The sequence below is a fragment of the Phyllobacterium sp. RCAM01083 genome, assembly GCF_055685835.1.
Window position 1 is genome coordinate 2,452,775 of record NZ_JBVFZN010000005.1, and the last position, 21,634, is coordinate 2,474,408.

The window sequence follows — 21,634 nt, forward strand, 5'->3', positions numbered from 1 at the left end:
GGGTCTATTCCTTCAGTCTCATTTCTTGCGCTTCAGCTTGGACAAGACCGTGGAAAGCACCGGCTTCTTTTTGGCCTTCAGCTCCAGCCGTCCCGTCAGGATGTGGGCAATCTCATTGATGTTCTGGACAATTGCATTGGAGGAATCGGTCTCAGCAAGCATCCGCCCATTGTTTGACGCGTTCCCGAACAATGCGGGTTCAAAAGGGATCACGCCGATCGGGGCAATCCCCAGCGGGCTGCAGAAATCTGCGGGTGCGATTTCCGGCCGTTTGGGAATGCCGACCTGATTGAGAATGAGGCGCGGCGGCCCGTCATTGGGGCGAAGCTGTTTCAACGTGTCCAGCAGGTTCTTTGTGTTGCGCAAATTGGCCAGTTCCGGCGATGCTACAATCACGATCTCGTCCGCACGCGCCAGGGTTGTGCGGGTCCAGCCGTTCCACGTGTGCGGAATATCCAGAATCACGTGCGGAACGGACCTTTGGGCCACATCAATCAGATGGGCAAAGGAATCCTCGCGGAAATCGAAGACGCGGTCGAGGGTCGACGGTGCTGCAAGCAGTGACAGGTTTTCGGCACATTGCGCCAGGAGCCGGTCTAGGTAAACATCATCGATGCGTTCGGGCGAGAATACTGCTTCCGCCATGCCTTGCGGCGGGTCCTGATCAAAATTGATGTTGGCGGTGCCGTAAGGCAGATCCATATCGGCGATGACCACCTCATTCTTGAACAGCGAGGAGATGCACCATGCGATATTGTGCGCCATTGTCGAGGCGCCGACCCCGCCCTTGGCGCCGATGAATGCGATGGAGCTTCCCAGCGGCTTTGCGTCAGGATCGACAAAGAGACCGCCAATCACACCAATGATATCGGCCAGATTGACCGGCGCGACCATATATTCAGAAATGCCGTTGCGGATCAGCTCGCGGTAAAGCCAGACATCGTTGTAATGTCCGATGACCACCACCTTGGTGCTTGGATCGCAAACCTCCGACAGGGTGGCGAGTTGTTCCAGTATGTCACGCGGGGCAGCCGATGATTCCAGAATGATCAGATTGGGTGTTGGCACGGTCTGAAAGAGTTCGACAGCCGTCGCTGTTCCGCCCATGTGAAGTTGTGCGTGGGTCTTCGCCATGCGGCGATCTTCGCTTGCACGCAATATCTGCTGCGCAACAGCGTCGCTTTCGCAAAATGCCTGTATTGAGATCCGGGGAATTGGCCGGAAGGCGTGCAGCCCCGTACCAGCCGGCCGGCCCTCGGCATCCCCGAATTGATTGTCTGTTTCAAAGGCCAGCTGGCTCATTTTAGCATTCCGCGTTTTGTCGAAAGGTCTCTTTCAGCAACTAATATTGCACTTCCTGCGTGACGATCGGGGGCGGCTGTGTGGCATTTCTGTACGCATCGATAACCTTGCCGCGACGCTCTGCATCGATTGTCGTCGACGCCCTTGGCCCGAGAAGATCCGCCGGATTGGCTATCTGCGCCGCCAGATTGTTCTGGCTGGCACAGCCAAAGTTCGCATAATGCTTGTTATCCGCTGTTTCGAGCAGATCCTTGGGCCATTGACCGCAAGGTCCGGTCGAGGCCGTCATTGCCGAATAGGATAGGCGGATCGGCGCAGAATCAGCCGGGTCAGCCCGGTACCGCTCGCTGGAAATATTGAACGGCTTTACCCCGCTCCTGCGCAACACGGCGACGATGTCATCGCGCAGGCGGCTCGCCGCGTGCTCGTTCGGCGTACCCGATGGCAGAAGTATGTGAATAACGCCCGAACCGTTGGCGTGATAATTGGTCAGAACATTCTGAACGATGCTGCGCTGGGTGATCGACAGCCTGTTGTCGGCATGGCCGACCGGAATATCGGCAACCTGCTCTTTTTCAGAGATGACAATGGGATGATTGGTCCGGTAATCATCCGGGATGCTGCCGACGGTCGTACCGCGATCCGCACAGCCCGCAAGCAGAGCAACAGTGAGAAGCGCAAGCACCGGTTTCATCGGTTTCAATTTCCTCAGGGCTGACATGGCAGGGTCCTTGCTCATTTGTAGATGTATCCGACAACACCCTCATACCGGCCGGTGGGCGGGGTGGCAGCTTTTGTCCCATAGACCCGGTTGACTTTTCCGAGGAACATCCCGGCCGCATCGCTGGCAAGATTGAGATTATCGTCGGGCCGGGCAAGGGCGCTACGGGCAACCGGCCGCACCAGATAGGGTGTGACGATGATCACAAGCTCGGTCTCGTTGCGCACGAATTCGCGGCTGCGGAACAGCGTGCCAAGGACAGGTATTTTGGAGAGCCCGGGAAGACCGGAAATAGCCTGTCTCGCATCATCCCGCATCAAGCCGGCAATCATCATGGATCCGCCGGAGGGAAGCTCCACGGTCGTGTCAGCCAGGCGTTTACGGATGGAAATAACGTTGGTCGAAGGCCTCGTCTGACCGATACTCAGAGAAACCGACCCTTCCATGGTTGGTTCTGATACGGACGTACGCACTTTGAGACTGATACGCCCCGGAGAAAGAACCACGGGCACGAATTCAAGGCCGATGCCGTAATCGATCTTTCCAATATTGTAGGTGATTTTTCCCTTATCATCGACATCGGAGCCATTGATCATGTTATATTCGCCGCCCACGCGGAAGGTGGCTTTTTCACCGGAAATCGCCGTCAGCGTCGGTTCGGCCAGGGTTTTCATCACACCGGCCAGTTCCATGGCGTTGATATAGGAGTCGATCGTCGCACTGCCGATCGATATGGGAATGGTCGCGCCGGAACTGCTCAGCCCCTTCCCGACAAGGGAAGCCAAATTCTCCGAGCCGAACAGAATGCCGTCGGATTTCGTGGATCCGACCATGTTGACGCCCAGCTGCTTCATTACGGAACGGCTGACTTCCGCTACAGTGACCTTGAGCGTCACCTGATCTTCACCGGCAATCTGGATAAGGTTGACGATCTTGCTCTTCTGCCGCGCTTCGTTCTGGTCACCAATGATAACGCTGCTACTGCCATTGCCGCCGGCAGTGGCGGTCTGTTGATACTGGCCCGTGGTGGCTTCACCGCCGGTGACCAGCAGGGTTGCCAGATCCGTGGCACGCTTGGCATCGAGCGGCGTCTGCACCGTGCCTGTCAGGATGACGTTGTCATTCAGGAGTTCGACCTTGATATCGGAATCCGGAATATACTTCTTGAGACTGCCCTCGAGCCCGGCAACATCGCGCTCGATGACCAGATCGAAACTGGCCAGCTGTTCGCCATTCGGTCCAAAAACGAAAACATTGGTCTGGCCGACCTGTTTTCCGAATAGATAGATGCGGCGGGCCGTGCGGGTCACGGCATCAGCCACCGTCGGATTGGCGACAAGGATGTCGTAGGCGTCGGCCGGAAGATCGACCACCAATGACTTGTTGAGCGCAAGACTGATCCGCTTTGGCGCGCCTTGCCCCTGATTCAACTTGACCACATTGCTCTGCGCCACGGCGGCCGTCTGGATTGGCAAGGGAGCGATGCAGCAGCCGACAGCGACAAGTCCGGCTTTCCAAAACCGGTGCGCGCGATTGCCAGATCTACCCATTCTGAAAATTGCTCCGAAACCCATTTTATTTGCGCCCCAATATTTCAGTGACAGTCCCGGATTTGATCAGCTTGACGTTTCCGGCCCGGCCGGGTGAATTGACGAGATATTCGGCACCCGGCCCCGTCGGCTCCTGTGCATCCTGCAAGGACCGCAGGACCAATGTCATGCGGCTCGCCATTTGCTGGGCCACAGCCAATATCTCCGCCTGCTGCGGCGTCAGCTCGAGCGTTGCCGTGGAACCGACCTTGTTTTTCTGGCCTGTTTCGTCTTCCTGGATTGTCTGATCGATGGCGAGAACCCGGACATTGCTCAGGATCGTCTCTGTCGCGAACTGCTTCTGCTCTCCATCGATCTGCCGGATCATGATCACGTCGACATAATCATTGGGCAGGATGAAACCGCCGGCCGACGTATCCGCAGCAATCTGCGTTGCCACGGCGCGCATTCCGGAAGGCAATTGCGCGGACATGAAACTCTGGCCCTTGCCGATCAGTTTTGCTTCCCGAATGGGTTCTCCCGGAAATATCTGCAGCCGGACGGTGGAGCCGCGCAATTCTTCTTCGGCGTTGGGCCGTTCCGAGCGCTTGATGTAGCCATCGGCCAGAGCGGACACCGGCCAGGGCTGCCAACGCATCTGGTTTCGCATTTCGGCACCGACGCCAAGCCCATCCGTGGCGACCAGTACATCCTGTAATTCAATCTGTGGCAGGGGAACTGTTTCTACGACAACCGGTGCATCAGGCTTCATATTCGTCGCGATATAGCCAGCCGCACCGGCGGCTGTAATCGCCACGATGAGAATAACAACGCGTGCCTTTTGCATCTATGAACCCCAATAGACTTTTGTCTAATTTACCCAGGGTTGCACCTTGACTTGGCAATCGTGTAATTATGGTTAACAGTTTACTTAAAAGGACAGAAAACGACGTTCACCGGCGTCTGTTTGTGCCGTCTCCCACGAAGCGGCACCGTTTCAATGGCCGATCAACCCTTGGGCGACCGAAAGCCGTCAGGCATGGGCCAACCGGTCTATGACCCAGACGCACATGGGTGAGGACGGAAACATGATGAGACCGGCAGCGCCAAGGGCAACACCGTAGGGAACGCCTTCGTTCTTCTGTGCCAATCGCTGCATGAAATCCAAGCGACCTGAATACACAATGGCAAAGTGCGAGTTCCGATACTTGAGGATGGCCAGGGTAAGCGCGCCGCCGAGCAACGACATCACAAGCAGATAGCCGGCCAGATCCATGTTCCACCCCATCCAGACCGCTGTCGCGGTCATGAGCTTGGCATCACCACCACCCATTGTTCCCGTGGCAAATAGCAGGAATGTGAAGGCAAACACCACAGCCCCGGCGACAAAATGCAGTCCGTAGATATCCCAAGGCATCCCGGTCATGGGCGCCAGAACGGCGAAGGCGACAAGCAGAATAAGCGATACACGATTTTGGATCGTCATCGACAAAAGATCCGATGTCCCTGCAAAGGCCATGGCGAAGGGGAAAACGATCAGTATCGCAGCTTCAATCATCGCGCCGTTCCATCAAACCGAGGGGCAGAGTCATCCCGCATGTCACAATCCCCGCGTGCAAGAGCCTCATTTGGTGACATTGCTCACCGTCGTGGCAAAGCCATCATAGGTTGCCTTTACAGCAGTTCCGAGCGTACCGGCGCCAGCAACGATGCCAATGGAGATGATACCGGCAATCAAAGCATATTCTATGGCTGTCGCACCCGACCTGTTCCGGGGAAAACCGGTGAATATATTATCGTCCGACTGAGCGAGGCGCTTTGCATTGAACATCATGATTTCCCCCGCATGTCTGCAACCGCGCACGGTCGCCAACTCTGTAACGTGATGCCCTGAACAATATCCCTGGCGCATTGCTTTCAGCTTAAGAAAGACCGTTACGAAAGGGTGAAGGAGAACCGTAAAATCCCCCGTTTCGAAACGCCTCACCGCCGTGCCACCACGGGCAGAGCAGGCGTCACAATTATACTTAATGATAAGTTCACAGGTTTAAGTCTTCCTTCACCAATCATCGGCATCGTTCATTCAACGATTTTGCGAAGGGCACTCCCATGGTTCGATACAACGGCCAACGACGTTTCAGTCAGCATGCAACAATGATCGCACTTGTGCTCGCTGCTGCCCTGTCCGGAAGCGTGCAAGCCCATGCTGACACGGGTATCCATGTGGTCATGAACCAGGCAACTGTGCTGAAGCTTGCGCGCCCGGCAGATACGGTTGTGGTTGGCGATCCTGAAATAGCGGATGCCGTTGTCAAGGATTCCCGAACCGTCGTCTTGACGGGGAAAGGCTTCGGCATGACCAATATCGTCATCATGGATGCCGAAGGCGGAGCAATCGTCGATGACCAGGTTCTCGTCAGCCGCAGTGTCGCCAACACTGTGCGCGTTTACCGGCGCGCCTTTGTGCAAACACTCTCCTGTTCTCCCTTTTGCGAGACATCCCAGAAGACGGCTGCGGAGAAGAAATCAGACTCGGAAATTGGCGGGAACTGACCGGCCTGCCGCGACCGCTTGCATCACAGTTGAGAAAGCGTGAATTCGCTCATCACAATTTGCACGTTCCCACACACGAGATTCTAATATCTGCCTGATAGAGCTTTGTCCGTGGCGGGGAGACGGAGAAAGTCCAGTGATGATGCAGGAAGCTGTCAGAGGGGAAGAACGCGGAATTTCCGATTTGCCGGAAAGCACGCGGTTTGCAAGAAAAAGCCCACTGTTCACATGCTTTCGCAAAGACAATCGCGGCAGTGTTGCCATTGAATTCGCCCTGATCGCCCTTCCCTTCTTTCTCCTGATCTTTGCCGTTGTCGAGGTTACCCTCAGCTTCACCGCCGAGCAGGTCATGTCGAATACGGTCGATGACATTGCGCGCCAGCTGCGCACCGGGCAATTGAGGACAACGGATGTCAGTGACGCCACAAAATTGAAAGCACTGATTTGTCCCCGCTTGCTCATGGCTGCCACGCCCTGCCCCGATCTGGTGGTCGACCTGCAGACCTATGCGACATTCAAAACCGTCCCCACGACAGTCCCGCTCACATCGAACAATGACGTCGATGTCAGCACCTTGAAAGTCAATCCGGGCGGTGCCGGCACGATCAATCAGCTGCGGATTTTCTATCGCTGGCCCGTTCTGACGGATTTGATGAAAACCCGTATCGCAAGCATAAAGAGCCAGGGGAAAACCCTGCTGTTCTCAACAGCCACCTGGCAAAATGAGCCGTACCTCTGATGCGTCGCCAACCAACCAATGACCTGTTTTCTTCCGCGAAGGCTCCCGCCATGCCGCCATTCAAAAGAATCCGTGAAAAAGTGGCCGCTTCCAAGCGCATCCTGGCTGCGTTCGGCAAAGACCGCCGAGGTGTTGCCGCACTGGAATTTGCATTGATTGCGCCGGTGATGATCATGCTTCTTCTCGGGAGCATTGAAATCACCAACGGATTCGACGTGAACAAGAAGCTGGCGCGGGCCGGAGCGATGGTGGGCGATCTGGTGACACAGCAACAATCCGTCACAAAGGAAAAGATCGCCGATATCATGGAAATCGGGACTTCCATCCTCTTGCCCTATTGGCGCGACCTGCCGACAATCACCATCACATCCATCAACGTGGACGGAAACGGCATCGCCACGGTTGCCTGGTCGCAACGCAAACAGGGTCAAACCATCTCAACGCCCTATACCAAGGGCAGTACCATCACCATCGATCCCAACCTGAAGATTCCCACGTCAAACTTTGTGCGTGTTGAAACAAGCATTGCCTATATTCCGCTCGTTGCCTGGACAATGAAAGACACCGTCAACACGTCCAAAGGCACCAGCGGTCCAGGTATCGTCATGGGCAAGATGATCTATGGCCGGATCCGTCAGGGCGCGAACGCGGTAGCCTGCACCAACTGCTGAATTGCCGGAACCTGCCTTAACAACCGCCCGCGCACATGGTGTTTGTCATCAGCGTCAGTTTCACCTATCTGTGGATTCTGGTTCTGATGGAGTGAGGCATGTCTCGCGCTTTTCTTTTTGTGCTCGATTCTTTTGGCATAGGCGGTGCGCCGGATGCTGCAGCGTTCGGCGACGCAGGTTCAACGACATTCGGTCATATCATGGAAGCCTGCGCCGACGGGCGCGGCGACAAGGACGGGCTGCGCTCCGGCCCGCTCACTCTCCCGCATTTGAGTTCGCTGGGCCTAGTTCATGCCGCCAATCTCGCTTCCGGTATCAATATCCCCGCCCCGGCCGCCGATCCTGTCGGGCTGTGGGGTGCTGCCGAGGAAGTGTCGAATGGCAAGGACACCCCCTCCGGGCATTGGGAAATTGCCGGTGTACCGGTCACTTTCAATTGGGGTTACTTTCCCAGGACAATTCCGACATTTCCTGACACATTGATTACCGAAGCTGTGCGGCGCGCCGGCCTGCCGGGCATTCTGGGCAACAAGCATGCCTCCGGCACCGAGGTCATCGAGGAATATGGCGAAGAACATATTCGCAGCGGCAAGCCGATATTCTATACATCCACGGACTCCGTTATCCAGATCGCCGCGCACGAACAGCATTTCGGGTTGGACCGGCTCTATGATCTGTGCGTGCTTGTTCGTGAACTGGTCGACCCGCTGAACATCGGCCGGGTCATTGCCCGTCCGTTTGTCGGGGAAACCACGCAAACCTTCGAGCGCACAGGCAACCGGCGCGACTATTCGGTGCCGCCGCCGGAACCCACCTTGCTCGACAGGCTGACGGATGCGGGCCGTACTGTCATCGCGATCGGCAAGATCGGTGACATCTATGCGCACAAGGGGGTGTCCCAGGTGCGCAAGGCCAACGGCAATATGGCCTTGTTCGATGAAACGCTGATTGCCATGGACGACGCACAGGACGGCGATCTCGTCTTTACCAATTTTGTCGATTTCGACATGCTCTACGGACACCGCCGCGACGTGCCCGGCTATGCCGCCGCGCTCGAGGCCTTTGACCGGCGGCTGCCGGAGGCCATGGCGAAACTGCGACCCGGCGATCTCCTGATCCTGACCGCCGATCACGGCTGCGACCCGACCTTCAGGGGAACGGACCACACGCGTGAACGCGTTCCGGTTCTGTGCTTCGGGCCCGACCTGCCGCATGGATCCGTCGGCATCCGCACGACATTTGCCGATATTGGCGAGACAGTCGCAGCCCATCTTGCCATTGCGCCCGGCCCACACGGAAAAAGCTTCCTACGGGGCACGGCATCCCATGCCTGAGCTTCCCGAAGTCGAAACCGTCCGCCGCGGCTTGCAGCCTTTCATGGAGGGAGCAACCATTGCGCGTGTCGAGCAGCGCAGGGCGGATCTGCGCTTTCCTTTTCCGGACCGGTTTGCCGAACGGCTGACCGGACGCACGATCGACTCGCTCGAGCGCCGTGCGAAATACCTCATCATGCATATGGATGACGGACTGGGTCTGATCAGTCATCTCGGCATGTCCGGTTCCTATCGCATCGAACAGGACGGGGCAGACACGGCACCGGGTGTCTTCCATCATGACCGGTCAAGAAATACGACCCATGACCATGTGGTGATCCATGTGGAATCAAGAGACGGGATCAGAAGCCGGATCGTCTACAACGATCCGCGCCGTTTCGGCTTCATGCTGTTTGCCGAGCCAGGAGCGCTCAACACCCATAAATTCCTACAAGACCTCGGTATCGAGCCGACAGGCAACCGGTTGGACGGCGCATTGCTGGCCAGGCTCTTCGCCGACAGGAATGCGCCGCTGAAGGCAGCCTTGCTCGACCAGAAGCTGATTGCAGGCCTCGGCAACATCTATGTCTGCGAAGCCCTGTGGCGGGCCGAACTATCGCCCCGGCGATTGGCCGGATCCATTGCCGGGAAAAGCGGCGATCCGGACCCCATGGCGGATCGGCTTGCCACCTCCATTCGTTCCGTCATCGCCGATGCCATAGCGGCAGGCGGTTCCAGCCTGAAAGACTACCGGCAGGCAGACGGAGAACTCGGTTATTTCCAGCATTCATTTTCTGTCTACGACCGTGAAGGCGAGCCTTGCCCGCGTCCTGCCTGTGATGGCACGATAGCCCGCATCGTCCAAAGCGGGCGTTCGACGTTTTTCTGCCCGATCTGCCAGCATTAGGAGGAGTATCCGGATGGCCTACGAAAACATCATTGTGGAGACGCGTGAGAAAGTTGGTTTCATCCAGCTCAATCGTCCACAGGCGCTCAATGCACTCAACTCCGCCCTGCTCGGCGAACTCAGCGCAGCGCTTGAAGCTTTCGACCGGGACAATGGTATCGGCGCCATCGTCGTCACGGGCTCGGAAAAGGCCTTTGCCGCCGGTGCGGACATCAAGGAAATGCAGACACTGGATTTCGCCGATGCCTATCTCGGCGATTATTTCAGCGAGTGGGAGCGGGTCACGCGCCTGCGCAAGCCGCTGATCGCCGCTGTGGCCGGTTACGCGCTGGGCGGCGGCTGCGAACTCGCCATGATGTGCGATTTCATCATCGCGGCCGATACCGCCAAATTCGGCCAGCCGGAGATCACCCTCGGCGTCATGCCCGGCATGGGCGGCTCACAGCGGCTGACGCGCTTTGTCGGCAAGTCCAAGGCGATGGATCTGTGCCTGACCGGGCGAATGATGGATGCGGCGGAAGCGGAGCGTTGCGGCCTTGTCTCGCGTGTTGTCCAGGCCGGCGAACTGGTGGAGGAAGCGTTGAAGGCTGCCCGGAAGATCGCCTCCTTCTCGCTGCCTGTCGCCATGATGACCAAGGAAACGGTCAACAGGGCCTATGAAACGACCCTTTCGGAAGGATTGAGATTTGAAAGGCGTGTATTCCATTCCATGTTCGCGCTGGAAGACCAGAAGGAGGGGATGGCTGCCTTCGCGGAAAAACGCGCCCCGAATTTCAAGAATCGCTGAGGCCGAAATATCCACCGGCAAGGCGACGATTCCAAGTTGACGCAACCGGAAACGTGATCTATAAGCCCGACAACGTTTGGTGGCCCCTCGGCCACCCTATTATTTTGTGACGGCCGCGTTGATGCTGCCGAGTAGCTGACAGAAAAGAGAGGCATCATGGCCAACACTCCTTCGGCCAAGAAAGCGGCGCGTAAGATCGAAGCCCGCACCGAAGTAAACAAATCCCGCCGCTCGCGCGTGCGCACCTTCCTTCGCAAGTTCGAAGATGCGGTGGCAAGCGGTGATCAGGCAGCCGCTTCCGTAGCCTTCAAGGCTGTTGAACCGGAAATGATGCGCGCTGCCACGAAGGGCGTCGTGCACAAGAACACGGCATCCCGGAAGGTTTCCCGTCTCGCACAGCGCCTTAAGGGCATGTCTGCCTAATCAGACACAAATAATCTATTTTAAACCCGGCTGGTCCTTAGCCGGGTTTTTTATTTGCCATTTTTTTGGGCATAAATTCGTTTCCGATGAAAAAGATTGTGGCATATCAAAACCCTGACATATGCGGGTCATAAATAGTTTCATACAAAAAGCGACAACCATCATTTCTCTTTTAATTTCAATGAGTTACGGCAGGTAGCCATTATCGCCAGACCCCAGCCGGAAGAATCTGTCACCCCAGCCTGTGTCAAGCGATAATTTAATATTTTTTTTTGATCGCGTGAGTCCGCAGTGCAGCAAAATCGGCATTCCAAAAAAGGCTTTGAATCCGAAGGCTTTTTCCCTGTCCAACCGGAGGTAGTTAAAAAAAACGCAAAAGCGTTAACCTTTAATTCACTAAAAAAGCGGCGCGCCTGCCCTTGCCCTCCCTGCAAAGGTTTTTGTAAGGTCCAGACATCGAAGGGGTGGGCAAAAACCCATTTAACAGGCTTATCAAATTAATGGGTTCGGACGCAGATTTTTCGTTTGCGTAACGAGTACGTTTTTGTCGGGTATCCGGGTTGTACGACCCTGGATCGTTTCAGAAAAGAAGCAAGTTGGCGGCGCTGGCATCAGCCGGGCGTGAGTCTTTTTGCGCCAAAGTTGAAAGGGATGTGGACGTGGCGGTTTTTAGAATTTCGGTGCGAGATTGTTCAGACCTGTACTACGCGTCCCTGACCTTATCCAACAATTAGCTCCAGGAGATTGAAAGCTGGTCATAGGGGTGACCGGCTCTTGAGGACTGCAACCGGTCATGGACCGGTCCACATGCGAACACGGGCACTATCAAGCCCGAACAGAAAAATATCAGGATGAGGCAATGACAATGACCAGCGGAATAATGGAAAACGGCACGAATGCAGCCATGGTCCCGCTCCATATGGACGAAGGGAAAAGTATGGTATCGGCCGGCAGCCAGGGCGAGACGATTTTCGAGAGGGTCAAGACCAAGCTCAAAGCCAAACTCGGAAATGAAGTTTACTCCAGCTGGTTCGGCCGCCTGAAGCTGGATGAAACATCCAAGAGCATTGTTCGCCTTTCCGTGCCGACCGCATTTCTTCGTTCCTGGATCAACAACCACTACTCCGACATGATCAACACGCTGTGGCATGAAGAGGATGAGCAGGTCCTGAAGGTGGAGATCGTTTTCCGCAGCGCCAGCCGCGCCAGCCGCCCCTCGCTTGAGGCAGAGCCTGCCTTGCGGGCCGACCAGCGTGCGATTGCCCGCGACAAGCCGGTTTTTCCCGTCGGCAGCACATCGCAGGACAAGAAGGCACCGGCACATTTTACCGACCGTGCAACGGATCGCCCGGGACAGAACTCCGTGTTCGGTTCGCCGCTGGATCCGCGCTACACTTTCGAGACATTCGTTGATGGCACGCCAAACCGGGTGGCCCTGGCTGCTGCGCGCACCATTGCGGATGCCGGCGCCAGTGCCGTTCGGTTCAATCCGCTGTTCATTCACGCCTCCGTCGGCCTCGGCAAGACGCATCTGCTGCAAGCCATCGCCGCCGACGCCCTGAAGCGCTCGGAGCGGGCCCGCGTGGTCTACCTGACTGCCGAATATTTCATGTGGCGTTTCGCAACGGCTATTCGCGACAACAACGCGCTGTCGTTCAAGGAACAGCTGCGCGATATCGATCTCCTGATCATCGATGACATGCAGTTCCTGCAGGGCAAATCGATCCAGCATGAATTCTGCCATCTGATCAATACGCTGCTCGACAGTGCCAAGCAGGTGGTGGTTGCCGCCGACCGCCCACCGTCAGAGCTGGAATCGCTCGATGCGCGCGTGCGTTCGCGTCTGCAGGGCGGTGTTGCCCTTGAAATGATTTCGCCGGACTATGCGATGCGCCTGGAGATTCTCAAGCGCCGCCTGATTGCCGCCCAGCAGGAAGACCAGTCCCTGGATATTTCGCCGGAGATTCTCGATCACGTCGCCCAGTCTGTCACGGGAAGCGGCCGTGAGCTGGAAGGCGCGTTCAACCAGCTGCTGTTCCGCCAGACCTTCGAGCCGAACCTGTCGGTCGACCGGGTCGATGAACTGCTCAGCCATCTGATGCGCGGCGGTGAAGCCAAGCGCATCCGCATCGAAGAAATCCAGCGCATCGTTGCGCGCCACTACAACGTCTCCAAGCAGGACCTTCTGTCCAACCGGCGCACGCGCACCATCGTCAAGCCGCGCCAGATCGCCATGTATCTTGCTAAGATGCTCACACCCCGCTCGCTGCCGGAAATCGGCCGGCGTTTCGGCGGCCGTGACCACACAACCGTTCTGCATGCGGTGCGCAAGATCGAAGATATTGTCGGCAAGGACCAGAAACTGTCGCAGGAACTCGAGCTCCTGAAGCGCCTGATCAACGATCAGGCCCAATAAGGCTACTTCGCCACTTATCAACAGAAAGCCTGCGGTATGGTGCGTTGCAGCCAGCCGCAGGCTTGCTTTTTAGGGTGACTTTCTGCCAATTTGCTTGACCTTGGGGGAACTTCGCCCTCTCGCCAGAAAAAGCGCCGCAGGCCCTTAAGGGCTTTGGGTCGAATAAGACAGTGAGACCGGTTTATCATGCGTGTAACTCTTGAACGTTCCAATCTTCTGAAGTCGCTCAACCATGTTCATCGCGTGGTCGAACGACGCAACACCATTCCGATTCTTTCGAACGTTCTTCTGCATGCCGAGGGTGCAAGCCTTGCCCTCAAGGCCACGGACCTTGACCTGGAAGTCACCGAAGCCACTGCCGCGCAAATCGAACAATCCGGTGCCACTACCGTGCCGGCCCACCTGCTCTATGATATCGTCCGCAAGCTGCCCGACGGGGCTGAAGTAATGCTGGCAACCAATGCCGACGGCAATTCCATGACAGTGACTTCGGGCCGGTCGAATTTCCGCCTGCAGTGCCTGCCGCAATCGGATTTCCCCGAACTAACCGCAGGATCCTTCACACACACATTCCGCATCACATCCACGGCGTTGAAAAGCCTGATCGAGCGGACGCAGTTCGCCATCTCCACGGAGGAAACCCGCTATTACCTCAATGGCATCTATTTCCATGCCATCGAGAGCGAGGGCTCGTTGAAGCTGCGCGCCGTGGCCACGGACGGACATCGTCTGGCCCGCGCCGAGCTGGAAGCGCCTTCCGGCGCGGAAGGCATGCCCGGCATCATCATCCCGCGCAAGACCGTTGCCGAGTTGCAGAAGCTTGTCGATGATCCCGACATTGCCGTGACCATCGAACTGTCGGACACAAAGATCCGCTTCACCATCGGCTCGGTGGTTCTGACCTCCAAGCTGATTGACGGCACCTTCCCGGACTATCAGCGCGTCATTCCATCCGGCAACGACAAGAAACTGACCATCGACCGCCAGAGCTTCGCGTCTGCCGTCGATCGTGTCTCGACGATTTCGAGCGAGCGCGGCCGCGCCGTCAAGTTGACGATTGCCGATGGCCAGCTGACCTTGACGGTCAACAATCCGGATTCGGGCAGCGCCACGGACGAGCTTGCGGCTGATTATGACTCCGATCCGATCGAGATCGGCTTCAATGCCAAATATCTCCTCGACATCACTGCCCAGCTTTCCGGCACGGAAGCGATCTTCATGCTGGCCGATGCCGGCTCGCCGACACTGGTGCGTGATACAGGCGATGCGAATGCACTCTACGTGCTCATGCCGATGCGGGTTTGACGCAAACGGACAATCCCGCTGTGACCGATGATCCCAGAACGGACGCGGGTAAACCGGCCCGCGTTTCGATCAGCCGGTTGAAGCTTGCGCATTTCCGCAATTACGAAAACCTGTCATTGCGGCTCGGCCCGTCGCATGTGGTGCTGACCGGAGAGAACGGGTCGGGCAAGACCAATCTGCTGGAAGCCGTCTCGTTTCTTTCTCCCGGCCGCGGTTTGCGCCGCGCCACCTATACCGATGTCACCCGCAATGACGCGCCCGATGGTTTTGCCATCCATGCGGCCATCGAGACCGAGGAAGGCTGCGTGGATGTCGGCACCGGACTTGCCGGCAATGCACCGGGCGATACGGCGCGGCGGGTGCGAATCAATGGCGTCACCGCATCCAGTGCCGACGACCTCCTGGAATATTCCCGCATCCTCTGGCTGGTGCCCTCGATGGACGGCCTCTTTACCGGCGCGGCCGGGGACCGGCGGCGTTTTCTCGACCGGATGGTGCTGGCCATCGATCCGGCACATGGCCGCCGTGTTCTCGACTATGAGAAGGCCATGCGCAGCCGCAACCGCCTGCTGACGGAAGAGCGCAGCAACGGCGCCTGGCTCGATGCCATTGAAACTCCCATGGCGGAGCTCGGCATCGCGATTGCCGCTGCCCGGGCCGAGCTCATGCGCCTGATCAACGGCATGATCGAGCGGCTGCCGGACGACAGTCCCTTCCCCAAGGCCGACTGCATTCTCGACGGCGCGTTGGAAGCACGCATCGGTATCGAATCGGCAACGGACGTTGAGGAGGCCTTTCGCCGGGCACTGCACGACGGACGCAGCCGTGACCGGGCGGCAGGACGCACATTGGATGGTCCGCACCGCTCCGACCTGCTGGTGCGCCACCGGCCCAAGGCCATGCCTGCCGAACTCTGTTCCACCGGCGAGCAGAAGGCACTGCTCATCGGCCTTATCCTGTCGCATGCGCGCCTCACGGGAGAACTAGCGGGCATGGCGCCCATTCTGCTTCTGGACGAGATCGCCGCCCATCTTGACGAAGGCCGCCGCGCCGCCCTTTTTGACATCATCGAAGACCTTGGCGGACAGGCCTTCATGACGGGTACAGACCGCTCGCTGTTTTCGAGCCTTACCGGCCGCGCGCAGTTTTTTGACGTGTCGCACGGGGAAGTGCACGCCGGATAGAGCGGGTGATGGCAAGCCCGCCTGCGGCCGTGTTAGCATGCCGGAGAATCGAATTCTTTCTGCAACAATCCCATGAAACAAGGCCTCCATGGACACAGGGCTGTTATCGCCCGGTGCCTTGATCCAACAAAGGAATTCCCATGTCTGATCTTTCTGCCTTCCCTGTTACCAAGCGCTGGCCGGCACAGCATCCCGACCGCCTTCAGCTCTATTCGCTGCCGACGCCCAATGGCGTGAAGGTATCCATCATGCTGGAAGAGCTTGGGCTGCCATACGAGACCCATCTCGTTGATATCGGCAAGAATGAAAGCTGGACGCCGGAATACCTGTCACTGAACCCCAACGGCAAGATTCCCGCGATCATCGATCCGGATGGTCCGGGCGGCAAGCCCCTGCCGCTGTTTGAATCCGGCGCAATCCTGCTCTATCTCGCCGAGAAAACGGGCAAATTCCTGCCTGCTGATCCGGCCCGGCGCTACGAGACCCTCCAGTGGGTGTTCTTCCAGATGGCTGCCATTGGCCCGATGTTCGGTCAGGTCGGCTTTTTCCATAAGTTTGCCGGCCGGGAGTATGAGGACAAACGTCCGCTCGAGCGTTATGTGACTGAATCGAAACGTCTGCTCGGCGTGCTCGAAACGCACCTTGAAGGCCGTCAGTGGATCATGGATGACGACTACACCATCGCCGATATCGCCACGCTTGGCTGGGTTCGCAACCTGGTTGGCTTCTATGGTGCGGGCGAACTGGTCGACTATGCCAGCCTGAAGAATGTCCCAGCTTGGCTCGAGCGCGGGCTTGCACGCCCGGCGGTGCAGCGCGGTCTCGATATACCCAAGCGACCATAGGCGCCCGGCTGCTGTGATTCCCTGTTGTGAACCTCTGAACGCCGCCGCTTTGGTGGCGTTTGCCTGCACCCCGGCTGGAGTGTGGTATTCGGGGTATCGTTGGGGATGATCTTCGTTCATTCCGCTTGATGTTAAACACCAAAATTACTCAGCGACCGGAAACTTGCCCCGACAATTCCGCCAGCCTAGATAGAACTCTGGAGGACGACCTCCTCGCGGCCGTAAGAGGCTGCGTCTGAACACAAGCCGGGACGGCCCGCACATGGAAAAGGATGGTCGTCATGGCCTGGATTTATCTCGTCGTCGCAGGACTCTTTGAAATCGGCTGGGCCATCGGGCTCAAGTACACCGACGGTTTTACCCGGTTGACGCCGTCGGTACTGACCGGCGCCAGCATGGTGATCAGCGTTCTCGTGCTGGGCCTTGCCCTGCGTGAGCTGCCCGTGGGCAGCGCCTATGCGGTCTGGACCGGTATCGGCACGGTCGGTACCGCGCTGCTCGGCATGTATCTTTTCGGAGAACCGGCAACGGTCATCCGTCTCGTCTGCATCGGCCTGATCGTCTCCGGCATTGCCGGGTTGAAATTTCTTGCCTGAGACAAATCGGATGCTGCATTCGGGGTCCATCTTGCTCTAATGTAGCGCCATGAGCGACCCTGAAAACCCTGCCTTCACCTCCACCGAACTTGAACGCTATGCCCGTCACATCATCCTGGCGGAGATCGGCGGTCCCGGCCAGCAAAAGCTCAAGCGCGCCCGCGTGCTTGTCGTGGGCGCTGGCGGACTGGGCGCGCCGGTGCTGCAGTATCTGGCGGCCGCAGGCGTCGGTACGCTTGGCATTGTCGATGATGACCGGGTTTCGCTGTCCAATCTGCAGCGGCAGGTCATACACGACACCGATCTCGTCGGCTCGCCCAAGGTCGAAAGCGCCGTCCGCGCCATTGCCGCGATCAATCCGCACGTCACGGTCGAAGCCCACGAAACGCGCATTGCACCCGACAACGCCGCCGATCTCATCAGCCGTTATCACATCGTCGTCGACGGCTCCGACAATTTCGACACACGCTATCTGCTTGCCGATGCCTGTGCAGCGGGAAAACGTCCGCTGGTTTCCGCAGCGCTCGGACGGTTCGACGGCTCCCTGACGACGCTCAAACCCTATGAACAGAACGGCAAGGGCGAGCAAAACCCGTCCTATCGCGATCTCTTCCCGTCCCCGCCCCCGCCAGGTCTCGTGCCTGCCTGCGCGGAAGCCGGCGTTCTCGGCGTGCTCCCCGGTGTTATCGGCAGCCTGCAGGCCACCGAAGTCATCAAGCTGATCACCGGTATCGGCGAGCCGCTGATCGGCAGGCTGCTGCTTTACGATGCATTGAGCTCGCGCTTCGAGACGATCAGGTACAAGGCAAACACCGCTGGAGCTGCGGCGTGAGCGGACACAAGGCCCTTCGCCATGCCGCTTGAGCTGACTGCGGAGCAAAGAGCAATCGCCAATGGTGCACGCGGCGAGGGTGCGGCGATGGCTCTGCGCATTGTCGCGGCGACAGCCCGCTTGATGGGCGCCCCGTCGCTCATTCCCATTGCCTCAGCCCATATCGACGGCGCGCTCTATCACGGGGATTCCGGCACGCTGTTTGCGGAGAAGCTCGTGGAAGGCGGGGCAAGGGTTGCCGTGAGAGCCACGCTCAATGTCGGCTCACTTGACCTGACCGGCTGTTCGAAGAACCGGCTGGAGCCGCATGAGCGCGGCATGGCCCGGCGGATGATGTATGCCTACCGGACGCTCGGCTGCGAACCGACATGGACATGCGCGCCCTATCAGGCCGGACACCGCCCCGCCTACGGCAGCGACGTCGCCTGGGGCGAATCCAATGCGGTGGTCTTCTGCAATTCCGTCTTCGGCGCGCGGACCAACCGCTATGGCGACTTTCTCGATATCGCCTGCGCCATTGCAGGCTACGCCCCGTACTACGGATTTCATCTCGCGGAAAACCGCCGGGCCAGAATCGTCTTCGATGTATCGGGGCTGGACGCGGAGTTCCTGGCATCCGAGGCCGCGTGGCCGATCCTTGGCAGTCTTTACGGGCGGGAAATGGGCGATGCCGTGGGTGTTGTCGCCGGTATCGAGCATCATCCCGGAGAAGATGCGCTGAAAGCTTTTGGCGCAGCCGCGGCCTCTGCCGGTGCCGTCGGGCTCTTCCACGTGGCCGGCGTTACGCCCGAAGCGCCGGACCTCGCCACGGCCCTGCAGCATCAGGCGCCGGAGACAGTGATCAAGGTGACCACCGACATGATCGGGGATTCCCGACGCAGGCTGTCCACAGCGGCCGGTGCCGAATCCATCCATGCCGTGGCTATCGGCAGCCCGCATCTTTCCGGCGCCGAGTTTGATCGCCTGGAGCGGCTGATCGCCGGACGTCAGCTGGCTGTACCGCTCTATGCCTGCACCGGCCGCCATGCCCTCGCCGCGCTCGAAAGCAGCGGCAAGCGCCTGATACTGGAACAGAGCGGCGTCATTATCGTCGCCGATACCTGCGTCGTCGTCACGCCCATCCTGCCCGATATCGATAACGCCGTGCTGATGACCAATTCAGGAAAGTTTGCCCATTATGCGCCGGGGAATACGGGTTATGGCGTTATTTACGGCTCCATGGCCGAATGTGTGGAAAGTGCCGTTACCGGACGTCCGGTGTTTGGAGCTGCCGAATGAGCCGGTTTCAAACAGAAATTCTCGTGGAAGGCCAGCCAGCTCTGGCAGAGGCGCTGGTTTTGACAGCCCCCATCAGTTTCTGGGGCGGCGTCAATCCCAAGACCGGACGGATTGCCGACGTGCGCCATCCGCAGCACGGCATCGCCATCACCGGCAAGGTTCTGTGCCTGCCGGGAACCATCGGGTCATCATCGGCGGCAGCCGTGCTTCTGGAACTCGTTTCTGCTGGCCTCGCACCCGCTGCCATCATCCTGCATGAACCCGACGCCATTCTCCTCCTGGGCCTGATTGTCGCGCAGGAGATGGGCCACGCAACGCCCATGGCTGTCAAACTCGACCGCAGGGAGTTTACCCAGCTGATCGATCAAACGCTCACGATTGATGTTGCCGGGATGGTCAGCGTTCAATAATTCGCGTTGTTGCCAGCGACACCGGCTTAAACGAGATTGGGCAAAACCCGGTCCGGCGGACGATGCCCGTCAATGAAGGTGCGGATATTGATGATCACCTTCTCGCCCATGTCGATGCGGCCTTCCAGCGTAGCCGAACCCATATGCGGTAGGATGACGACCTTGCCCGCCTTGGCCAGCTTGCGCAGCTTTGAATTGACTGCCGGCTCGTGTTCGAAGACATCAAGCGCCGCGCCGGAGAGTTTCCCGGTTTCCAGCTGGGCGATCAGCGCCTGCTCATCGATGATCTGGCCGCGCGCCGTGTTGACGATGAAAGCGGAAGGCTGCATCAGCGCCAGCCGCCGCGCCGAGAGCAAATGGAACGTGGCCGGCGTGGACGGACAGTTGACCGAGATGATGTCCATTCGGGCCAGCATCTGATCGAGACTGTCCCAATAGGTTGCTTCGAGCTCGACTTCTGTCCTCGGACTGACCGGCTTGCGGTTGTGATAATGGATCGACAGGCCAAAAGCCTTGGCGCGGCGGGCAACGGCAGTGCCGATACGGCCCATGCCGACAATGCCGAGGCGCTTGCCCCAGATACGCCGCCCAAGCATCCAGGTCGGGCCCCAGCCCTCCCATTTGCCGTCATCGAGCAGAATGGATGCGCCTTCCACCAATCGCCGCGGCACAGCCAGCATCAGGGCCATGGTCATGTCGGCGGTGTCTTCGCTCAGGACATTGGGGGTATTGGTGACAGTGATGCCGCGCTTGGCGGCGGCAGGAACGTCGATATTGTCAACGCCATTGCCGAAATTGGCGATAAGCTTGAGATTCGGACCGGCTGCATTGATGATCTCTTCATCGATACGGTCGGTAACCGTGGGCACGAGAACATTGGCTTGCTGGACGGCCTCGATCAGTTCCGCCTTTGACAACCGCCGGTCATCGACATTCAACCGCGCTTCGAAGAGTTCACGCATGCGCGTCTCAACGGAATCGGGCAGTTTTCGGGTGATGACGACCAGAGGCTTTTTGTTAACCAATATTCCCCTCCCTTTTTCCGATGATATTGAGACCTCTTTAACCAAGTCATTGCAAACTGCAATTGCTCTTGAGCTCCGATACTTGTCTATCAAGGCGGCGCGTCAAAGACAAAGAAAAATAGGGATCGTTCCTTGTTCAACCGCATAATTGCCGGAAAAGAGCTCAGAACGATGAAGGACTGATTTTGTTGGGTATCTCATTTATTCGTTCTTTCACACTGACCGCCGGTATTGCGTCGGCCCTTTCCCTCGCCGTTCCCGCGGCGATTCCCGGCATTGCCACGGCTTATGCCGCCCAACAGGTTGGCCCCAGCGGCCTGCCATTGCCGCGTTTTGTCAGCCTGAAACCCGGCCGCGTCAATTTGCGCGTCGGACCGGGGCGCGACTACGCCGTGACGTGGCTGTTTCTGAAATCGGGCCTGCCGGTGGAAATCGTCCAGGAATATGACAATTGGCGGCGCATTCGCGATTCCGAGGGAACCGAAGGCTGGGTCTATCAATCCCTCCTCTCCGGCAAGCGCACCGCGATGACCGCCCCGTGGCAGCGTGACAAGGACAATGTCATGCTGAATGTCTATCGCAGTGCCGATGACAAGGCGGGCATCGTGGCACAGGTGCAGCCCGGCGTTCTGGCAACCCTCAAGATGTGCAATGGGGATTGGTGCCGGCTGATATTCAGCGGTGCCAGCGGCTGGATGCGCCAATCGGATATCTGGGGTGCCTATCCCGGCGAGAAGTTTGATTGATCCATAGAATCCGGGCGGGCTTGCCTCACATGCCCGTCAGACTGCACAATCC

At 58.3% G+C, this 21,634-nt stretch carries 23 protein-coding genes; 16 read left to right on the plus strand and 7 right to left on the minus strand.

The annotated features are described in order from the left end of the window. Nucleotides 1-18: 18 nt before the first annotated feature. From ACZ25R_RS18850 to ACZ25R_RS18875, 6 genes are all read right to left on the minus strand, one after another. Nucleotides 19-1,302 carry an AAA family ATPase gene (locus tag ACZ25R_RS18850; RefSeq protein WP_472461868.1) on the minus strand — a complete coding sequence of 428 codons (1,284 nt, stop codon included), beginning with the start codon at nt 1,300-1,302 and terminating at the stop codon, nt 19-21. Between the two features lie 40 nt (nt 1,303-1,342). Then, nucleotides 1,343-1,996, minus strand: a complete 654-nt coding sequence (locus ACZ25R_RS18855; RefSeq protein ID WP_288191762.1) for a CpaD family pilus assembly protein — start codon at nt 1,994-1,996, stop codon at nt 1,343-1,345. Nucleotides 1,997-2,037: 41 nt separating this feature from the next. Continuing rightward, entirely contained in the window at nt 2,038-3,573 is a 1,536-nt protein-coding gene (locus ACZ25R_RS18860) for a type II and III secretion system protein family protein (RefSeq protein WP_472461869.1), read from the minus strand. 25 nt (nt 3,574-3,598) lie between these two features. Further along, entirely contained in the window at nt 3,599-4,399 is an 801-nt protein-coding gene (gene cpaB / locus ACZ25R_RS18865) for a Flp pilus assembly protein CpaB (RefSeq protein ID WP_223612019.1), read from the minus strand. Nucleotides 4,400-4,585: 186 nt separating this feature from the next. Continuing rightward, nucleotides 4,586-5,110: an A24 family peptidase gene (locus ACZ25R_RS18870; protein ID WP_472461870.1), complete on the minus strand. Its 525-nt coding sequence runs from the start codon at nt 5,108-5,110 to the stop codon at nt 4,586-4,588. A 66-nt stretch (nt 5,111-5,176) separates the two neighbouring features. Beyond that, nucleotides 5,177-5,386 (minus strand): Flp family type IVb pilin, encoded by a 210-nt coding sequence (locus ACZ25R_RS18875; protein ID WP_223612022.1) that lies wholly within the window; start codon nt 5,384-5,386, stop codon nt 5,177-5,179. 320 nt (nt 5,387-5,706) lie between these two features. On the opposite strand from ACZ25R_RS18875, the gene ACZ25R_RS18880 reads away from it, so the two are divergent. From ACZ25R_RS18880 to ACZ25R_RS18950, 15 genes are all read left to right on the plus strand, one after another. Further along, nucleotides 5,707-6,105 carry a pilus assembly protein N-terminal domain-containing protein gene (locus tag ACZ25R_RS18880; RefSeq protein WP_472461871.1) on the plus strand — a complete coding sequence of 133 codons (399 nt, stop codon included), beginning with the start codon at nt 5,707-5,709 and terminating at the stop codon, nt 6,103-6,105. Nucleotides 6,106-6,244: 139 nt separating this feature from the next. Beyond that, the gene (locus tag ACZ25R_RS18885) at nt 6,245-6,844 is read left to right on the plus strand and encodes a TadE/TadG family type IV pilus assembly protein (protein ID WP_472461872.1); all 600 of its coding nucleotides are present in this window, start codon (nt 6,245-6,247) and stop codon (nt 6,842-6,844) included. Between the two features lie 50 nt (nt 6,845-6,894). Then, nucleotides 6,895-7,515: a TadE/TadG family type IV pilus assembly protein gene (locus ACZ25R_RS18890; protein ID WP_472461873.1), complete on the plus strand. Its 621-nt coding sequence runs from the start codon at nt 6,895-6,897 to the stop codon at nt 7,513-7,515. A 98-nt stretch (nt 7,516-7,613) separates the two neighbouring features. Beyond that, nucleotides 7,614-8,849 carry a phosphopentomutase gene (locus ACZ25R_RS18895; RefSeq protein WP_472461874.1) on the plus strand — a complete coding sequence of 412 codons (1,236 nt, stop codon included), beginning with the start codon at nt 7,614-7,616 and terminating at the stop codon, nt 8,847-8,849. Next, nucleotides 8,842-9,735: a bifunctional DNA-formamidopyrimidine glycosylase/DNA-(apurinic or apyrimidinic site) lyase gene (gene mutM / locus ACZ25R_RS18900; protein ID WP_472461875.1), complete on the plus strand. Its 894-nt coding sequence runs from the start codon at nt 8,842-8,844 to the stop codon at nt 9,733-9,735. Before ACZ25R_RS18895 ends, mutM begins: the two co-directional genes overlap by 8 nt. A gap of 13 nt (nt 9,736-9,748) precedes the next feature. Then, on the plus strand, nt 9,749-10,522 hold the full coding sequence (locus tag ACZ25R_RS18905) for an enoyl-CoA hydratase (RefSeq protein ID WP_472461876.1): 774 nt from the start codon (nt 9,749-9,751) through the stop codon (nt 10,520-10,522). Between the two features lie 156 nt (nt 10,523-10,678). Beyond that, nucleotides 10,679-10,945, plus strand: a complete 267-nt coding sequence (gene rpsT / locus ACZ25R_RS18910; protein ID WP_105736677.1) for a 30S ribosomal protein S20 — start codon at nt 10,679-10,681, stop codon at nt 10,943-10,945. Between the two features lie 865 nt (nt 10,946-11,810). Further along, complete coding sequence (gene dnaA / locus ACZ25R_RS18915; RefSeq protein ID WP_472462523.1) at nt 11,811-13,361, plus strand: chromosomal replication initiator protein DnaA; 1,551 nt, start codon at nt 11,811-11,813, stop codon at nt 13,359-13,361. 186 nt (nt 13,362-13,547) lie between these two features. After that, on the plus strand, nt 13,548-14,666 hold the full coding sequence (dnaN, locus tag ACZ25R_RS18920) for a DNA polymerase III subunit beta (RefSeq protein ID WP_223612033.1): 1,119 nt from the start codon (nt 13,548-13,550) through the stop codon (nt 14,664-14,666). A 20-nt stretch (nt 14,667-14,686) separates the two neighbouring features. Continuing rightward, entirely contained in the window at nt 14,687-15,850 is a 1,164-nt protein-coding gene (gene recF / locus ACZ25R_RS18925; protein ID WP_472461877.1) for a DNA replication/repair protein RecF, read from the plus strand. Between the two features lie 140 nt (nt 15,851-15,990). Continuing rightward, on the plus strand, nt 15,991-16,695 hold the full coding sequence (locus tag ACZ25R_RS18930) for a glutathione S-transferase N-terminal domain-containing protein (protein WP_472461878.1): 705 nt from the start codon (nt 15,991-15,993) through the stop codon (nt 16,693-16,695). 281 nt (nt 16,696-16,976) lie between these two features. Then, the gene (sugE, locus tag ACZ25R_RS18935; protein WP_105736796.1) at nt 16,977-17,291 is read left to right on the plus strand and encodes a quaternary ammonium compound efflux SMR transporter SugE; all 315 of its coding nucleotides are present in this window, start codon (nt 16,977-16,979) and stop codon (nt 17,289-17,291) included. Between the two features lie 49 nt (nt 17,292-17,340). Beyond that, on the plus strand, nt 17,341-18,123 hold the full coding sequence (locus ACZ25R_RS18940; RefSeq protein ID WP_472461879.1) for a molybdopterin-synthase adenylyltransferase MoeB: 783 nt from the start codon (nt 17,341-17,343) through the stop codon (nt 18,121-18,123). Between the two features lie 21 nt (nt 18,124-18,144). Continuing rightward, the gene (locus ACZ25R_RS18945; RefSeq protein WP_472461880.1) at nt 18,145-19,401 is read left to right on the plus strand and encodes an aconitase X; all 1,257 of its coding nucleotides are present in this window, start codon (nt 18,145-18,147) and stop codon (nt 19,399-19,401) included. Beyond that, nucleotides 19,398-19,811, plus strand: coding sequence for an aconitase X swivel domain-containing protein (locus ACZ25R_RS18950; RefSeq protein ID WP_472461881.1), 414 nt, complete (start codon nt 19,398-19,400; stop codon nt 19,809-19,811). The genes ACZ25R_RS18945 and ACZ25R_RS18950 overlap by 4 nt, the downstream gene beginning before the upstream one ends. A 26-nt stretch (nt 19,812-19,837) precedes the next feature. Here ACZ25R_RS18950 and ACZ25R_RS18955 read toward each other — a convergent pair whose 3' ends face one another. Then, nucleotides 19,838-20,839 carry a 2-hydroxyacid dehydrogenase gene (locus tag ACZ25R_RS18955; RefSeq protein WP_223612408.1) on the minus strand — a complete coding sequence of 334 codons (1,002 nt, stop codon included), beginning with the start codon at nt 20,837-20,839 and terminating at the stop codon, nt 19,838-19,840. A 185-nt stretch (nt 20,840-21,024) separates the two neighbouring features. On the opposite strand from ACZ25R_RS18955, the gene ACZ25R_RS18960 reads away from it, so the two are divergent. Then, a complete protein-coding gene (locus tag ACZ25R_RS18960; protein WP_374042648.1) occupies nt 21,025-21,582 on the plus strand; it encodes an SH3 domain-containing protein in 558 nt (185 codons plus the stop codon). The last annotated feature ends 52 nt before the right edge of the window (nt 21,583-21,634 follow it).